Origin of the sequence: Micromonospora sp. NPDC048999, from assembly GCF_040649295.1 — a bacterium.
GTDB lineage: Bacteria > Actinomycetota > Actinomycetes > Mycobacteriales > Micromonosporaceae > Micromonospora.
This window is the reverse complement of record NZ_JBEZFI010000073.1, coordinates 1-15223: the sequence shown is the minus strand read 5'-3', so window position 1 is coordinate 15223 and position 15223 is coordinate 1. Positions and strand designations below refer to the sequence as shown.

Here is a 15223-nt window from a genome sequence, read left to right as displayed (position 1 = left end):
GAGCCAAACCCCCAACAGCCCTCCGGCTGCGACCACCAGCCTGCCGCACCGGCCCTCGCCACATAACCCCCGAAGAACTTACGGCGCGGACCACTAAGGGGGGTCGCCTTCGCACGTGCTCACGCGTGTGCTGGCGGTGGCTACGTGATCACGCGGCACGGCGGACCGGCGAAGCATGGTGGGGCTCGCGGTTGTAGGGCCTGCGCCCTACTGCCGGTACGGGTCGATGATTTCCTTCGGGCGGAGTGCTGGAGCGGCGAGATCGCGAAGCGCGGGTGAGGCGAGGTAGAACCTGCCTCGGGTCTCGCCGTGCTGGTCGATCATGCCGGCCCGTACCAGTGCGCGAAGGTCGCGGGTCGCTTGGTCGTCGGTGAGGTTTTCGTCGCGTTGGTAGAGGGTGCGGCGTACTCGGCCGCCGGTAGCGGCGAGGTGTAGGGCGCTGACCACCCGTTCGGGCAGTCCGTTGCGCCGTGACCAGGTGTCGAGCAGTTCCCAGAGATGCGCGGCCTGATCAATGCGTTGCCGGACGAGCTGGGCCTGTTGATGGTGGGCGCTGAGGCAGAACCGGATCCACTTGCTGGTGTCGTTATCAGGCTGCCAGTGTCGGCCGCCCGCCTCGCCGAGGGCGTCGTAGTAGGCGTATGTGTTACGGCCGACGCCGAGCCATTCCTCGATCGAGGAGAACTCTGGGGCGAGTACACCGTCGCGGGCGAGTACGAGAGTGTGTAGGCAGCGGGCCATTCGGCCGTTGCCGTCTCGCCAGGGATGAATCTTGACCAGGTTCAGGTGAGCCATTGAGGCCCGTACGATCAGCGGGGTTTCCGGTTCGCCGTCGGTCAGCCATTCGATCAGCTCGGAGATCAACGAAGGGACGTCGTCTGCGTCCGGCCCGGTGTAGACCCGTCGGCCGGTGTGTGCCTCATCGATGTGGATGTCTCCGGGCCGGAAGCGGCCCGGCCACTTGGCAAGGTCATGCCTAAGCATCATGAAGTGAAGCGCGTTGACGAGCATGTGTTGCCAGGTGAACTCGCGCGAGCGGGCGAGCTGTTGCACGTAGGTCAGGGCGTCCCGGTAGCCGGTGATGACCTCCCAGGTTTGCGGGCTTGTCTCCACCGGTTCGTCTCCGGCGACGGCTGCGGCTGCGTCGTCCAGGGACACCTGGTAGCCCTCGATCGAATTCGAGCCCTGGATGGCGTGGGCGATCAGGGTGCGTCGGAGTTGTCCTGTCCAGCGGTGCGGCTCAGCGATCTGGTATCGCAGGTTGTCCCGCATGGTGTCCAGTTCGCCGAGCACGCGCTTGTCGTCATCGGTGAGCACGGGTGTCTGGTACAGCATGCGGCAATCATACAATGAAATCGGCGTGGTGCCGAAATCATTGCGGCATAAGCTCGGAAGCGCTCGTCAGATGGGGGGTGGGCGGTCGGCGTGCCCTTGCCCTGACGGTCGGCCGAGGTCGAGGGCTTGGACGTCCCCGTCCGCTATGCGACACCGACGTCCCCTGCGATAGTGGCACTGGTCGGTTGCTCGCAGCCGACCAGCGGACCCACCAGCCAGAGAAGCATCCCTCAGTCTTCGGCAGTCCAGGCCGCTGGCGTGCCGCCAGTACGCTGCGTTCTCCGTTGAGCGTCCCGGCGTCGAGGTCGTCATCGCCGCAGCAGGCCCCGGCGCCCAACGCACCTACGGCACCTACTGGCAGCGCATGGCCGCCGTCTGGGGCGACCGACCGCTGGACGCGGTCGCGGCCAGCGACGTCGAGGCCCTGAAACAGCAGACGACCATGACGGCGCGGTCACGGCGTAACAGCCGCAACGGCCGCCACGCCGGCGCGCATGTCATCGCCGCCGCCCGCGCCTTCTACTCCCGGGCCATCGCAGACGGCCTGATCGACGCCTCGGCCAGTCCCGCCCACCGCGTCGCCAAACCCCGCCGCATGCCCAGCACCCGCCGCGCGTTGACACCGAAGGAGTTGGAGGAGATCAACGCGGTGGCGCGCACCAGCGGCAACGACGTCATCCTCGATGCCCTCCTGCTACGCCTGCACACCGAGACCGCCTGCCGGCGCGGCGGCGCCCTCGCCCTACGACTCGTCGACCTGGACCGCACCAACGGGCTCGTCCGCCTCACCGAGAAGAACGGCGTCGTGCGGTGGCAGCCAATCACCCTTGACCTCGCCGAACACCTCTACGAGCACGCCCAGGCCCGCGGTGCCGCCCTGCCCACCGATCGGCTGCTGCGCTACCGCGATGGTCAGCCGATTAGCGGCCGCCGCTACGATCACCTATGGAAACGCACCGGCGAACGCCTGCCCTGGGGCGCCACCCAAGGCATCATCCCGCACCTCGTCGCTGATCGGCCGACGACCCGACCGGTTCGGATACGTCCAGTGCCGCTTGGCGGCATCGCCCCTGGCAAGAAGAGCGAGCCAGCCGAACACCCGAACCATGATCAGATACAGCAGCCGAACTGTCATGAACCGATCATGCGGTAGCCAGGCGAAACCCCAGCTCACAGCTCGTGCGTCTAGTTTCGGCACGGTACACCGATCGAAGCCGACCACAGCCAGCTCAAGCATCGCCTCAGACCGATGCGCGGACTACGCAACGACCGGACAGCCCAAGTGATTATCGCCGGACACGCCTTCATGCGGAACCTGCGCCGCGGACACTACGAACTCGCCGTCGACCCCCACCCGCCACGCGGATCGCTGCGGCGTTCGCCGAGATGGCCAGTGCGATCTGAACAAGGCACAAACGCCGGTCCACCGCGTCGGCCGATCTGTCCGACTGATGCCATATTCGCGACAAAACCCCCCGCGATGGCGCCAGCAAGATCCGGGCCGGTGGCGTACCCCGGGGTCGACTTTCTGACGCTGGATTCCGCATCGGCGCGGACCAAATGTGCGAATTCGCGCGACTTGGCGGACGAATGGTCCCAGGAGTAGCTGATAACAAGAAGATCGTCTTCGTTTCTGGCCTTACCGATTGGTAGTGGTTGACCATCGCATCGCATTGCCGCGACTCTATCGCCACCGGTTTCTCGTGCGAGGAGGCGCGATGAGGTTACGGCACTTAGTCTCAGTGGCGGTTGTCACGGCCATGGTGGGGCTCGTATCTGTGCCCGTGCAGGCCCAGGTTCTCGAGCGGCCACCAGCTCAGGCCGGCGTCAAGGTCAAGGGTGTACCGACACCGAAGGAATTCTTCGGCTTTGAGATGGGCGATGAGGGGAGGCTCGCCGACTTTGACAGCATCAAGCGGTACTTCAAAGTCATCGCGGACCGCTCCGACGAGGTCGAGTACCAGGTTGTGGATCGGACAACCCTCGGCAACGACTTCCCGATCCTGTTGATGAGCAACAAGCACAACCTCAATCGAATCAACCAGGTCCTTGACATCAACAAGCGCCTGGCCGACCCGCGGGTGATGCAGACCGAGGCGAAGAGGGCGGGCATCCCCGTCGATGAGTATGCCAGCCAGCTCGCCTCCCAGAGCCTGCCGGTCTACTACATCGAGGCGACGATCCACTCGACAGAAGTCGGCCCCACCCAGTCCCTGGTCAATGTCGTGCACCGGCTGGCGACGGAGAATTCCGAGTTCACTCGGCAGGTCCTCGACAATGTGATCCTGCTCATCGTCCCGTCTCAGAACCCCGACGGGCAGCACCTAGTGGTCGACCACTTCAACAAGACGGCAGGCACCAACTTCGACCGGACCTATCCGGATCTGTACCACCACTACGCCGGGCATGACAACAACCGCGACTGGTTCATGGTGACCCAGAAGGAGTCGCAGACTCGGGTCAGGCTCGAACAAAAGTACCGCCCGGTCGCGCAGCACTACATGCACCAAGCGGGAACGACAGCCCCGCGGATCTGGTCGCCCCCGTGGGACGAGCCGATGTCCGAGACATTGGATCCGATCGTGGTCTCTGCGTCCAACGCACTCGGGATGCAGACGCAGCGCGACCTCGTAGCGGAAGGCAAGAAGGGCTCAAAGTGGAATGACGCATACGGAATTCTATGGAACGCCGACGTCATCGGCTACAGCCCATTTCTGGGTACGTCGACCTGGCTGACCGAAATCGCATCGGCCAAGGACCTCGCTTACACCTACACCTCTGACAAGATCCTCGAGCCGGCCAACAAGACGTTGCGGTCGGTATTGCCATATGACCGCAAGACCTGGTCGCTCAAGCAGATTGTGGAGTACGGGGACGCCGCGGCCTACTCGGGCATGAAGACGGTAGCCACGGACCCTAAGTCGTGGCTGTACAACAACCTCTACCTATCCAATCGAAACAGCGAGACCTGGGATGGTGGCCCGTACGCGTACGTCGTTTCGGCGAACCAGCGCGATCCGTACGCCCTGTACGACATGCTGAAGGTTTTGGACTTTGGCCAGGTGGAGATCGACCAGGCCACGAGGGCGTTCACCGCGGGCGACAAGACCTACTCCGAGGGCTCCTACATACTAAAGACGAGCCAACCGATGGGCCGCTGGGTTGATCAGCTACTTCGCATCGACAAATACCCGGACAGCGCACGCAAGTGCGCGGAATGCCCGCTGATCATGCCGTACAGCGAGACCACCGACAACATCGCGCTGTTCATGGGTGTCGACGTCGACGCCGTGACGAAGCCCTTCGAGGCGATCACGACGCGGATCAAGGGCATCGACCCGGTAAAGCAGCAGATGCCGGCCCACCCCGGTCAGAACGGCGCCTACGTCCTCAGCCCCACCTCGTACGGTCTGGGTCAGGTCATCGCTGATCTGCAGGACTCGGCCGTACCGACGTACCGTGCCAAAGCCGCTATCACGGTCGAGGGTAGGAAACTGCCCGCCGGTGCGGTGCTCGTACCGTCCAAGGAACCGAAGGCGCGCCAGGTGCTGACCAAGGCCAGCCAAAAGACGGGCCTACCGGTATATGCCGCCAACGCGGTCCCCAAGGTCGCTGCGGTCAAACTGAAGGACCACACCCGGGTGGGTTTCATTCGCGGGGCCAACAACATGCCCGGCGGGTGGATGATGTGGATGTTCGACCAGATCGGCGTGAACTACCAGGTCGTCACCGCGGACGACTACGCCAACCTCAGCAGCAAGTACGACACCATCGTGCTCGCCCCGGGGATCTCGGCGAACACCATCACGCGCGGCCTCGATCCCGACAAGAACCCTTCGGAGTTTCACTGGGCCCGAGGCGTACCCGATGGACTCGACAAGCTCAAGCAGTTCGTGGAGGCAGGCGGCAACCTCGTCGCGCTCGGCAGCGCCTCCACCACCGCGGCCACGTCGCTTGGTCTGCCGGTCCAGAACATCACGCCCACTAACCGGACCACGTTCAACGCACCCGGAGCCCTGCTCAAGCACCACTACGACGTCGATGTCCCGGCGGCCTGGGGGATGCCCGAATCCTGGCCGACCTGGTTCAACAACGACGCAGCGTTCAAGGTGACCGGCAACGCCCGCGTCGCCTCCACATACCCGAAGGAGGACAACCTGCTCGTCAGCGGCTACGCTCACGGCACCTCTGCCATCGGCGGCGCCACCAATATCGCCACATTCGACGTCGGCAAGGGTGAGGCCACCATCGCCGGCGGCCACATCACCTTCCGCACCTGGCCCCGAGCCGCCTGGACCGTGGTCACGAACGCCATGTACAACGGCGCCGGACAAGACGTCACAGCGGAACAACTGGTCAGCCTCTTCCGGTAGAGCTGACTAGCCGGCTGCGACCGTCCTCAACAACCACCTCGACTGCGGTGCCAACCAGGCACCGCAGTCGAGGTGTTGACGGTCATACGCCACCTCGACCTGTGGGGTTCCAAAACCCTGCCACTGGTCCTGAGCTCGGCTGCTATGCGGCTCGCTCGTACTCGATGATCAGCCCGCCGAGGATGGGCCGGCGTTTGATCCGCTCGTGGGTCAGGTCAACGGCGGGACGGTCGGGGCGCGGGGCAGGGTCATTGCGTTGTCGGGTTACTGCTGGTCACAGCGGTGATGAGCTCGTGTGGGCGACGGTTGGCGCGTCGGGTGGCGCGGGCGATGTCGGCTTCGCCGTTGGTGCGGTGGTAGCCGATCGCGGTGTTGCGCAGGGTAGCGATGACGGCGGGGCCGGTGCCGGTCCGAGCTTGGTGTAGATCTTCACGGAATGTCACGTCGCGAACGTGGTGGACGCGGTTTTCGATGTGCCAGTGGCGGCGGATCCAGTCCTGCAGGTCGTCGGGTTGAGCATCGGCGGCGGGTAGCGACACAGTCAGGTAGGCGGTCTCGCGGCTGGTCTTGCCGCTGGAGGCGAGGGTGCGGGTGCGGGTGATCCGCATGGCCTGCTCGGCGTGTGGGAACGCGATGCCGCCGGGCGTGTGCACGGTGACGGCTTTGACCGTGCGGGTCTCGCGGCGGCCGTGACCGCGGTCGCGGGTGCGGTCCCCGGCGGGGATCTGTGGCCAGGGCAGGTGTTTGAGTTGGGCGAACAGGGTGGGCTGGTTGGCCTTGACCTGGACCAGCAGATGAGCGCCGCGGGCGGCGATCTCGCGGGCGTGGCCGGTCTGGGTGTGCAGTGCATCGGCGACGAACAGCACCCCGGTCAGGTCGCCCAGCACGGCCTGGACGGCGTTCAGCAGCGGCGCGAACGCGGGGATCTCGTTCGATTTCGCCTCGACAGTGACCTGGGCCAGAACGATGCCGGTGCTGGTGTCCAGCGCGGACAGCAGGTGGACCTGGCTGCCGTCGGGGCGGCGGGCGGCCCGCAGCGTCTTGCCGTCGACGGCGATCACCGTGCGGCACCGCTTGGGTCGGGGCGTGTCCGGCCGGACGCGCGCACGTAGCCAGGCGGCCAGGACCGTCGTGAGCAGGCCGGCGTCCAGGCGGGTCAGCAGCCGCCAGACGGTGGTGCCCACCGGCACTCCACGGTCGAAGCCGAGCCGGGCCTTGGCCTGTTCGTCCAGGTCATGCAGCCAGTCAGCGATCGCGGCGAACGACGAGGCGCCGGCCAGTACCGCGCAGACCGCGACCGCGAGGAGTCCGGCCAGGGGATAACGGACACCACGGGGATCACGTGGATCCGGCACCGCGGCCAGAGCGTGCAGCAGCCCGCTGTGCTCACCATCGGTGACCGGCGCGGGTGGGGTGCTGGTCGCGGGTGTCGTTACGCCCAGTACGGGGATGGGGGATGATGCCATCGGCGGGTGAGGTCTTCCTCGGTGTCATGAAGCGTAGAGAACTCCATGATCAGCGATGCGGTCTCACCCGCTTCTTTCGCCTCCACACAGGCCGCACACCCGCAGATTCCCTGATCAGGGCCCTGCTGCCCGACTACGCAATCGCCCTGCGGCGCGGGGGCTGCAACTGCAGGGCTCGGTGTGGCCGCCGACCGTTGTAGTGACGGGCGTATTCACCAAGCGTGCGGCGCAGATGCCGTTCGCTGAAGATGAGCATGCGGTCTGTGACCTCGCTGCGCACAGTGAGGACGAACCTTTCCGCGTAGGCGTTCGCTCGCGGGCTTCGCGGTGGGATCTTCAGCACGGTGACGTCGGCGTCGGTCAGCACGGTCTCGAAGGTGTCGGTGAACTGCCCGGCCCGATCCCGGATGAGGAACTTGAACCGGTTGGCGCGCTCGCCCAGGTCCATGAGCAGATTCCTGGCCTGCTGGGTGGTCCACGGCCCGTCTGGGTTGGTGGTGACGCCGAGGATGTGCACGTAGCGGCTACCGACCTCCAAGACGAAAAACACGTACAGGCGCTGGAGGGTGAGCGCGCAGTCCACGTGGAAGAAGTCGCAGGCGAGCATGGTCGATGCTTGGGTGCGCAGGAATCGTCGCCACGTGGTGTGGTCGCGGCGCACCGGTGCGGGCGGTATGCCCAGCCGTTTGAGGATCCGGCGGATCGTTGACGCGCCGATTCGGTGACCAAGACCGAGCAGCTCTCCTTGAATGCGCTGGTAGCCCCAGCTCGGATTGTCTCGAGCCATCTGCTCGACCAGCGCGGCCAGCGCGGGGTCGATCGGCGGGCGCCCGAGCTGGTGGGGATACGTCCAGTGGTGGGCGACCAGCCGCCGATGCCAGCGAAGGACCGTGGATGGGGTGACGAGGCGATGGGCCTTCAACGTCCGTGGCAGGAGCGTCCCTGATCAGCTAAGCGATCCTGTGTCGGAGTAGGTTTCCGGGATCGTTTCCCACCTGGGTGGGGTGGCGTGGGCGTGGAGATGGAATCCTGCGCCCAGCGCTGCTCCTCGGGCCTGGTGGCCGGTGGTGGGTGTGCTGGTCGTGGTCACGTTCTGGTGCCGGTGGGCTGCGCGGGGCAGCCGTCGGTCCGTTGGTGCGTGTCCCTCCGGACGCTTGCCCGCCCGGCCGTGAGGTCGGGTGGGGGAGGGTGCCCCGCGTCGCCTGGGCGCGAGGCGTGCTGGCTTACGCGCGGTGGGGCCGGTCTTCGACCGGTCCACCCCGCTGGCTTTCGTGGTGGGGGCGACGATGGCTGCGGTTTCGAGCGTGTCGACGACCGACCGGATCACCATGTGCCCGCTGGTCTTATCCGTGACGGTCTTGGTTTGGTGGGTCAGGCCCCGGGCGGCGATACGCCGCCAGGCCCCGTGGTCGCGGTCGCCCTGCCAACCACAGGACGGGTGGGGGCAGATGGCCCACTTCCAGCCCGCGACGGTCGGCTGGTCGGGGGCCTTACGGTGTTGTAGCGGGGTCAGGCACTGCGGGCAGTGTTTGGAGGTGTTGCGGGCGGGGACCGTGACCACCGCGATGCCCTGCTCGGCGGCGAGGTGTCGGATGCGGTCGGCGATCTTCCCGCGGACCTGTTGGGACAGGCGCGTGTTCATGGTGGCGCCCATGCCCTTGGCTTCCATCGACCGCAGGTCTTCCAGGTAGATCACGCTGGCCCCGGCCGCGATGGCCTGGTCCACCGTCCAGCGGGCGGCGGACCAGGCGAGGGCGTCGTTCAGGTTCGTGCGGCGGGCGGACACGTGCTGGATCTCGTCGCGCAGGACCGCGTGTTTCGCCCGTAGGTGTTCGTCGGGGCGGCCGTCGATGAGCCGCTGGTAGTGGTCGGCCTTGGTCTGCAGCTGCTCGCTCTGGCGGCGCAGCCGGTGTTGTTTGGCCAGGACGCCGGCGGCGCGGAACTGGCCGCCGGCACCGAGCGCGGTGATCCGACCGTCCGGACGGAGGCGGAGGGTTCCGGCGGTGAGGAGGGTGTTCAGGCCCCAGTCCACGCCCAGCGCCACCTCGTGCCCGGCGTGCTTGGCCTTCGGCACCGGATGCGTGTAGGCGAGATCGGCGTGCACCGTGCCGCCGGTGACGCGGAGGGTGGGTAGGTGCAGGACCGCTGAGGCGGGGACGGTGGGTGGCAGGTTGATCGGGCAGGCCACCCACGTCCAGTCCCGATACGAACGCGGATCCGCCCGGGTCGGCAACTGCAGGCGCAGCAGCACCCGGCCCGGGTCGGTGTCGCTGCGTTCGATGGTGGCCTGCTGCCGGTCACACGCGGCCAGCAACAGCATCCGCGGGACCCTCGGGACGTCTTCCAACTCGAACACATCCACCGGCAACCGGCCGCTAGCGGCCAGGAACGCGGCGGCCTGCCGAGTACGACCCTTGATGACACTGGATGCCAGGCCCTGTCCGCCCGGGATCGCCGCGCGCAGCTGCTCCCACTCGACGCCGGTGCGCTTGCGCGGATCGGCCGGCCACGTCGACAGGATCCCGGCGGTCAGGTCGGCACGCCACTTCACCGACCGCAGAACACGCCCCGCCTGCTCCTGGACCATCCGCATGATCCGGTCATTGACCCGTACACCCTCCGGGACGGTGGTCGTCCAACCCAGCCGCCGCAGGGCCATCCACGCATTCGACGGCAACCTCCGACCACCGGCATCCACGCCGCAGGCGAGCGCATCAACATCCACACGGTTCCAGTGCCCACCAAGCAGGGCGCCCACCATGCCCGCCACCAGATCAGCACACCAACCGACCCGCTCCGCCAGCGCCGCCCGGGACACGACCTCCCCGGACGCCTCATCCAGCCCCGTCCGCAGCAGCCCACGAGCACACGCGGTCCGCACCGCCTCGCCCTCAGCCAACGCCAACTTCCGGTTCACCCGCCACCGCCCTGGCACCACCCGGACCCGAATAACAGACAAGCCCGACTCTCCGCCGACCGCATCCCCAACAAAACGCCCGACAACGGAAATTCTATGACCACTATGGATCAACAACCAAATCGCTTAGCCTGATCAGGGCGGCGAGCGCCGCGCGGTCGGCCCAGTCGAGGCGCGGCTTGGGGTTCTGTCGGCACAGGACCGCGTTCTCGTGGCGCAGGACCAGAATCTCGACGTCCTTGGCTGCGGTGGTCCGGGCGAGCAGAGACAGCCAGCCGGCGATCCGGCAGAACATGAGGTAGATCAGGCGGAGCGACACGAGTAACGATGGTGCCGGCATCCCCTGTTAGGCGCCACATCCGGCCAGGTCAGCCACGATGACCGCGTTTTGGCACCCCGCAGGTACGCCAGCCGCAGCAGCATGAATCGGCATCATCGCGTAGTCATCGGTGACGATCGGTGCGGGCGACGTCCTCGACCAGGCGAAGGTCGGACCCGGACGTCAAGGGAACCCACGAGCTGCACGGACGCCCTTTTTCGACAGGTACAGGGTCAGGACGTATTGGTTGCGGTCCTTCGCGTCTTGATGACCGGCCTGCTGCACCGCCTCTACAGCATCGACCAGGCCTCCTACGACCTGACCCGACTGGGCCTCCTGAGTGGACCGAAGCGCGGGCGTTACTGGATCAGCTGATGGTGCGGAGGGCGGGCCACATCGTCGCCCATGAAGCGCGGGTGCCGGTGCATACCGTGACCGGCATGTCCTGCTCGCTGTTGTCGATCCCGAGGCGGTTGTCGATATGAGCGACATCGCGGCAGTCGGTGAAGTACTGAGCCCAGTTCGTTGGGCGCCAATCCCCGACGTGGACGACGACGGTGCGCTCGGCGGGTGGGGGTCCCCAGCTCCAGTAGGAATTGTGACCCGAGTAGACCGGCGGCAGTCCCTTGCCGAGGAGGATGAGCGGGCTGGCTTCGCTGTAGTCATTGGTGAGGATCACCGCGTGGTCGCGCTGCGCCGGGGGCAGTCCGGCCACGACCTCGTCCACGGCGGCAACGAACTGCGGCCAGCCGATCTGGTTGGCCACATCGGGCACTGTGGCCGGCAGGGTGGTCTTGGCGTAATCGGCGACCGGCAGAACGGGCAGGGTCAGCAACGCGATCATTCCGCCGGAGGCGACGGCCGCCGCGGAGAAGGCCCCCGTCTTGAGCCGTTGATGGCCCCGCGCAATCCACCGGTCCAGGATGATCCCGCCGGCCGCCATGAACAGCGGGACGTTGCCGATGGCGTAGTAGGCCTTGCCGCCGATGATGAGATTCACGGTCATCGCCGCGAGGGCGGCGATGCCGAGCGGTCGCCACGGCACGGCCGTCCTCGACGCCAGCACCCAGACCAGGCCGGCGATGCAGATCGGGAACAGCAAGGGACCGGTGAACAGCCACAGCAACGGCAGGACCTGGGCCCGGTTCGTCTCCGCGTACCCGGCGATCTGCGAGGCCATCGTCAACTGGGGCCAGCCGTTCGTGGCCTGCCACGCCAGGTTCGGCATCCAGATGACGGCCGCGATGATGGCCGCGGCCCACGCCCACGGCGATCGGACGACGTCCCAGCGTCGGCACAGCAGCACCCCGACGGCGAGTCCCGCGGCGAGGAGCAGCAGGGTGTCTTTGTTCTCCAACCCGATGCCCGCGCTGACCCCCACCACCACCCACAGCCGCCGGTCTCCGTCGGCCAGCACCCGCACCAGCAGCCAGATCACGGCCGCCCAGACCAGCAAGTCCAGCTCGGTGGTGGTGTTCATATGCCCGGCCCCGAGATAGCCCGAGACGCCCGCTGTCGCTGCGGCCAGCGCCTGCGCCCGACGTGAGCCACCCAGGTCACGGGCGATGAACCCCACGATGATCACGACTAGGGCCATCTCCAGCGCTGGCAGGATTCGCACCGCCGTCGGTGAGACCCCGAAGGCCGCGACTGACGCGGCCGATAGCAGCGGGGTCAACGGCGGCTGATCCACATACCCGAACGCCGGATGCTGCCCGGCCACGACGAAGTACATCTCGTCGCCGTGAAAGCCGTACGCCCCCGACAAGCTGAGCAACCCGGCGACCATCAGCCCGGCCACCAGCCACACCGGCCACGGCACCGACCACCATCGGAAACGCTGCGGCGACCTCGTCGCCTCGACACTCATGCTGCATGGATGCTGGAGTGGCGACATGTGCGCGTCCGGCGGCGATGTCATGTCAGTAGCCCTTCCCGTAACTCTGCGTAGCGTACGGATCGCGGCATAGCGGACACCCTGCGTTGGGTCCGGGTGGGAGGCCGGCCTGCCCACGCGGCACAGGTACCGCGCGTCACCGAACCCAGGGGTGGCGGAATGGCTGTCCTCCGTCGGTCGTCGGTAAGGCTGCAATTCTCGCAGCCCAGTGGTCGACGTAGGTCTCTATCCCGTCGGCATTGCGCGGAATGCTCAACCAGTCCCAGGCAGCGTCGCGAATCTCCCGTTGGGCGATCATCTCGGTACCATCGCCATAGTCGAACGGGTAGCCGTCAACGATGTCCGACAAGTCCGCGTAGATGTCGTACAGCCCGCCGGCATTCCCCACGTCGTCCCCGGGGAGCAGCTCGATCAGCGCACACTTCAGCTCCTCGACGACGCTCACCGGATCTTCTTGCCCTTCAGCACTCGATGCATGTATCCATCGATGAGGTCGATCACAGCAGCCAAGGAAGATGATACGGCGTCGGTCACCCTCTCATGGTCGCTTGCGGTGTCACCCACGCCGCTCCTGACCCCAGCAGCGCGCAGCGTTCCAGGGCCACGATGCGAAGAGACGAAAAGATCGAGTGCGCTCTCATCGCCAGAGTCGGACGACGCCGAAAGAAGAAGCAGGCGACCCCGCGCGGTCAGCGGCATGAGCGCGCGTCCGACTGCGCCGCCGCGCGGGGGCAACGGCGTCTCCGCCTCCATGGCAGCATCGTGCTCCCGACCGCAGAGGACACGCTAAGGAGACAGCCTGGTGAAGGCCGACCACTACGACAGTTTCGCGGAGCACTACTCCGCGGATAACGAATCCAACCTGATCAACGGCTACTACGAGCGGCCCGCGATGATCGGACTCGCCGGAGATGTGAACGGTCGACGGATCCTCGATGCCGGCTGCGGTTCAGGTCCCTTGTCCGCGGCTCTTCGCGAGCGAGGGGCCATCATGACCGGCTTCGACTCCAGCCCCGCGATGGTCGCGCTGGCCAAACGGCGGCTGGGCGAGGACGCCACGCTGCTGGTGGCCGACCTCAGCGAGCCGCTCCCCTTCGCCGACAGTGCGTTCGACGACGTCGTCGTGTCCCTGGTCCTGCACTACCTGAAGGACTGGACTGCGCCCCTGGCTGAGCTGCGCCGAGTCCTGAGGCCAGGCGGCCGCCTCCTCCTGTCCATGAACCACCCGATCGTCTACGAGGTAGCGAACCCGGACTCCGACTACTTCGCCCTCGCGCGCTGGTCAGACGAGCACACGTTCGACGGGCACACCACGGAGCTGACCTACTGGCACCGGCCGTTGCACGCGATGACAAGTGCGTTCACCAACGCGGGCTTCCGCCTCGCGATCATCAGCGAACCCCCCATCTCTCCCGAAACCCCGCGCGAGCTCCTGCCTCCACATCTCTTGGACCGCACGTCGTTCCTCTGCTTCATCTTCTTCGTCCTCGAAGCGCACTGACTCCAGGGCCAGGCTGCCGCCGCGCGCGGGCTCCCTTTCGCAGGTGCACTTGCCGCGCTGTCATCGGCAAGACCGAGCGTCGTCTTGATCGACCGGCTGTAACGCTGCGTAACACGCGGTCAGCGGCACGAGAGTGAGTTGGGCTGCCGAGCATCAGCCTCGTGGCAGTTGTGCGCTTGCACGTGTGGGTCCTAAGCAGTCATGCCGATGTGTCGTGGCCACGACGAAGCATCAACGCGGCGATGCCGCCGACCGGGATGATGAGCCAGCAGGAAAGCAGCCGGTAAATCAAAACGGCGGCAGCTGCGCTGATCCCACTCGCGCCTGCGGCGGTGAGCCCAGCAGCCAAGGCAGTCTCGACGACACCGACGCCCCCGGGTGTGAGGGGCACCTGCCGGACTATCTGAACACTGAGATAGATACCTGCGAGCGTCATCAGGTCACTCGGCAAGTCGAGCGATCGGGCGGCGGCGGTCAGGCACATCAGATCCGCCAGCCATTTGACGGTGGCGTATGCGAGCGCCACCGCCCAATCACGGCCGTTAAGTCCAGCGCCTGCCCGCCATGCGTCCCGGGCCGAGTTCAGCACGGTTCGCAGGTAGCGAGTTGCTCCGATACCTGAGACACCACGCTCACCCGATCCGCCCGGCGAGGACCAGCGGGAGTGACGACGTCCGATCAACACGGCTGCGGTGGTGAGCACGGCCAGCCCAATGACGACGACTAACGGCTGCCAGTTCAGAAACGCCGCCGGGTTGCGGGCGACGATCACGCCGCCTCCACCGGCGTACAGCAGGGCGAGTCCGCCGATAGAAGCCAGCCCGGACACGACCACAGTGGCGGCGGCTACCTCGCGCGTGGCGCCGGCATGCTGGTACTTCCGGATGGTGAACGCGGTAGCGACTACGGGCCCTGCGGGCACGGTGATGGAGAGCGCCGTGCTGGCCAGGATGATCGCAAAGGCGGAGCCGCGCCGCAGCTGCACATTCATATTGCTGAGCAGGCGGCGCTGTTGGAGCGCGAAGGCGCCAATCGAAGCGATCTGCAGCAACGCGGCGAGCAAGATCAAGCTGTAATCGGCGCTTGCGAGCGCGTTCAGGACGTCCTCGGGAGCAGGGAGGCGTCCGCGCAGGCCGATCGCGGTGAGGCCCACCACCACCGCAACGGCGAGCAGACGCGCCACCGGCCTGCGCCAGGTCGTGGCGGCTGGTCCTGGGTCATCTCTGGAGCTTGTATCCGGTACCGGCGGGGAAGCTGCGGTGCTACCGCCCTGCGACCCTCCTGACCACACCGCTTGCTGATGATCGGGCATCCTCTGATCCAGTGGCGTCCCTGATAGTGGTGTAACGCGGTTGGCGTGATCGCCGGACAACTCGTCCGGCATAGAGCGCGGCCATCGCGTGATCTTTCGAGTG

11 protein-coding genes and 2 pseudogenes are annotated in these 15223 nt (G+C 66.5%); 4 read left to right on the top strand and 9 right to left on the bottom strand.

From position 1 onward, the window contains the following. Nucleotides 1-207: 207 nt before the first annotated feature. Nucleotides 208-1335: a Fic family protein gene (locus AB0C02_RS32665; protein ID WP_357553075.1), complete on the bottom strand. Its 1128-nt coding sequence runs from the start codon at nt 1333-1335 to the stop codon at nt 208-210. 364 nt (nt 1336-1699) lie between these two features. Between AB0C02_RS32665 and AB0C02_RS32660 the strand changes: the two genes are divergently transcribed. From AB0C02_RS32660 to AB0C02_RS32650, 3 genes and pseudogenes are all read left to right on the top strand, one after another. Continuing rightward, the gene (locus AB0C02_RS32660; RefSeq protein WP_357553074.1) at nt 1700-2488 is read left to right on the top strand and encodes a tyrosine-type recombinase/integrase; all 789 of its coding nucleotides are present in this window, start codon (nt 1700-1702) and stop codon (nt 2486-2488) included. A 54-nt stretch (nt 2489-2542) separates the two neighbouring features. Next, nucleotides 2543-2739 (top strand): annotated as a pseudogene (locus tag AB0C02_RS32655) (DDE-type integrase/transposase/recombinase); the annotation flags it as partial. A gap of 314 nt (nt 2740-3053) precedes the next feature. Next, nucleotides 3054-5708, top strand: coding sequence for a M14 family zinc carboxypeptidase (locus AB0C02_RS32650; RefSeq protein ID WP_357553073.1), 2655 nt, complete (start codon nt 3054-3056; stop codon nt 5706-5708). Between the two features lie 248 nt (nt 5709-5956). Here the strand turns inward: AB0C02_RS32650 and AB0C02_RS32645 are convergent, their stop codons facing one another. From AB0C02_RS32645 to AB0C02_RS32615, 7 genes and pseudogenes are all read right to left on the bottom strand, one after another. Then, on the bottom strand, nt 5957-7174 hold the full coding sequence (locus AB0C02_RS32645) for an ISAs1 family transposase (protein ID WP_357553072.1): 1218 nt from the start codon (nt 7172-7174) through the stop codon (nt 5957-5959). Nucleotides 7175-7307: 133 nt separating this feature from the next. Continuing rightward, nucleotides 7308-8096 (bottom strand): integrase core domain-containing protein, encoded by a 789-nt coding sequence (locus tag AB0C02_RS32640; protein WP_357553071.1) that lies wholly within the window; start codon nt 8094-8096, stop codon nt 7308-7310. 24 nt (nt 8097-8120) lie between these two features. Continuing rightward, a complete protein-coding gene (locus AB0C02_RS32635; RefSeq protein ID WP_357553070.1) occupies nt 8121-10091 on the bottom strand; it encodes a zinc ribbon domain-containing protein in 1971 nt (656 codons plus the stop codon). A 127-nt stretch (nt 10092-10218) separates the two neighbouring features. Continuing rightward, nucleotides 10219-10410 (bottom strand): annotated as a pseudogene (locus tag AB0C02_RS32630) (helix-turn-helix domain-containing protein); the annotation flags it as partial. A 367-nt stretch (nt 10411-10777) separates the two neighbouring features. Continuing rightward, nucleotides 10778-12280, bottom strand: coding sequence for a glycosyltransferase family 39 protein (locus tag AB0C02_RS32625; RefSeq protein WP_357553069.1), 1503 nt, complete (start codon nt 12278-12280; stop codon nt 10778-10780). Between the two features lie 163 nt (nt 12281-12443). After that, nucleotides 12444-12752: a hypothetical protein gene (locus AB0C02_RS32620; protein WP_357553068.1), complete on the bottom strand. Its 309-nt coding sequence runs from the start codon at nt 12750-12752 to the stop codon at nt 12444-12446. Continuing rightward, nucleotides 12749-13060, bottom strand: a complete 312-nt coding sequence (locus AB0C02_RS32615; protein WP_357553067.1) for a hypothetical protein — start codon at nt 13058-13060, stop codon at nt 12749-12751. Before AB0C02_RS32615 ends, AB0C02_RS32620 begins: the two co-directional genes overlap by 4 nt. A gap of 49 nt (nt 13061-13109) precedes the next feature. On the opposite strand from AB0C02_RS32615, the gene AB0C02_RS32610 reads away from it, so the two are divergent. Next, nucleotides 13110-13808, top strand: coding sequence for a class I SAM-dependent methyltransferase (locus AB0C02_RS32610; protein ID WP_357553066.1), 699 nt, complete (start codon nt 13110-13112; stop codon nt 13806-13808). A gap of 199 nt (nt 13809-14007) precedes the next feature. Here the strand turns inward: AB0C02_RS32610 and AB0C02_RS32605 are convergent, their stop codons facing one another. Beyond that, nucleotides 14008-14991 (bottom strand): lysylphosphatidylglycerol synthase transmembrane domain-containing protein, encoded by a 984-nt coding sequence (locus AB0C02_RS32605; protein WP_357553065.1) that lies wholly within the window; start codon nt 14989-14991, stop codon nt 14008-14010. Nucleotides 14992-15223: the final 232 nt, after the last annotated feature.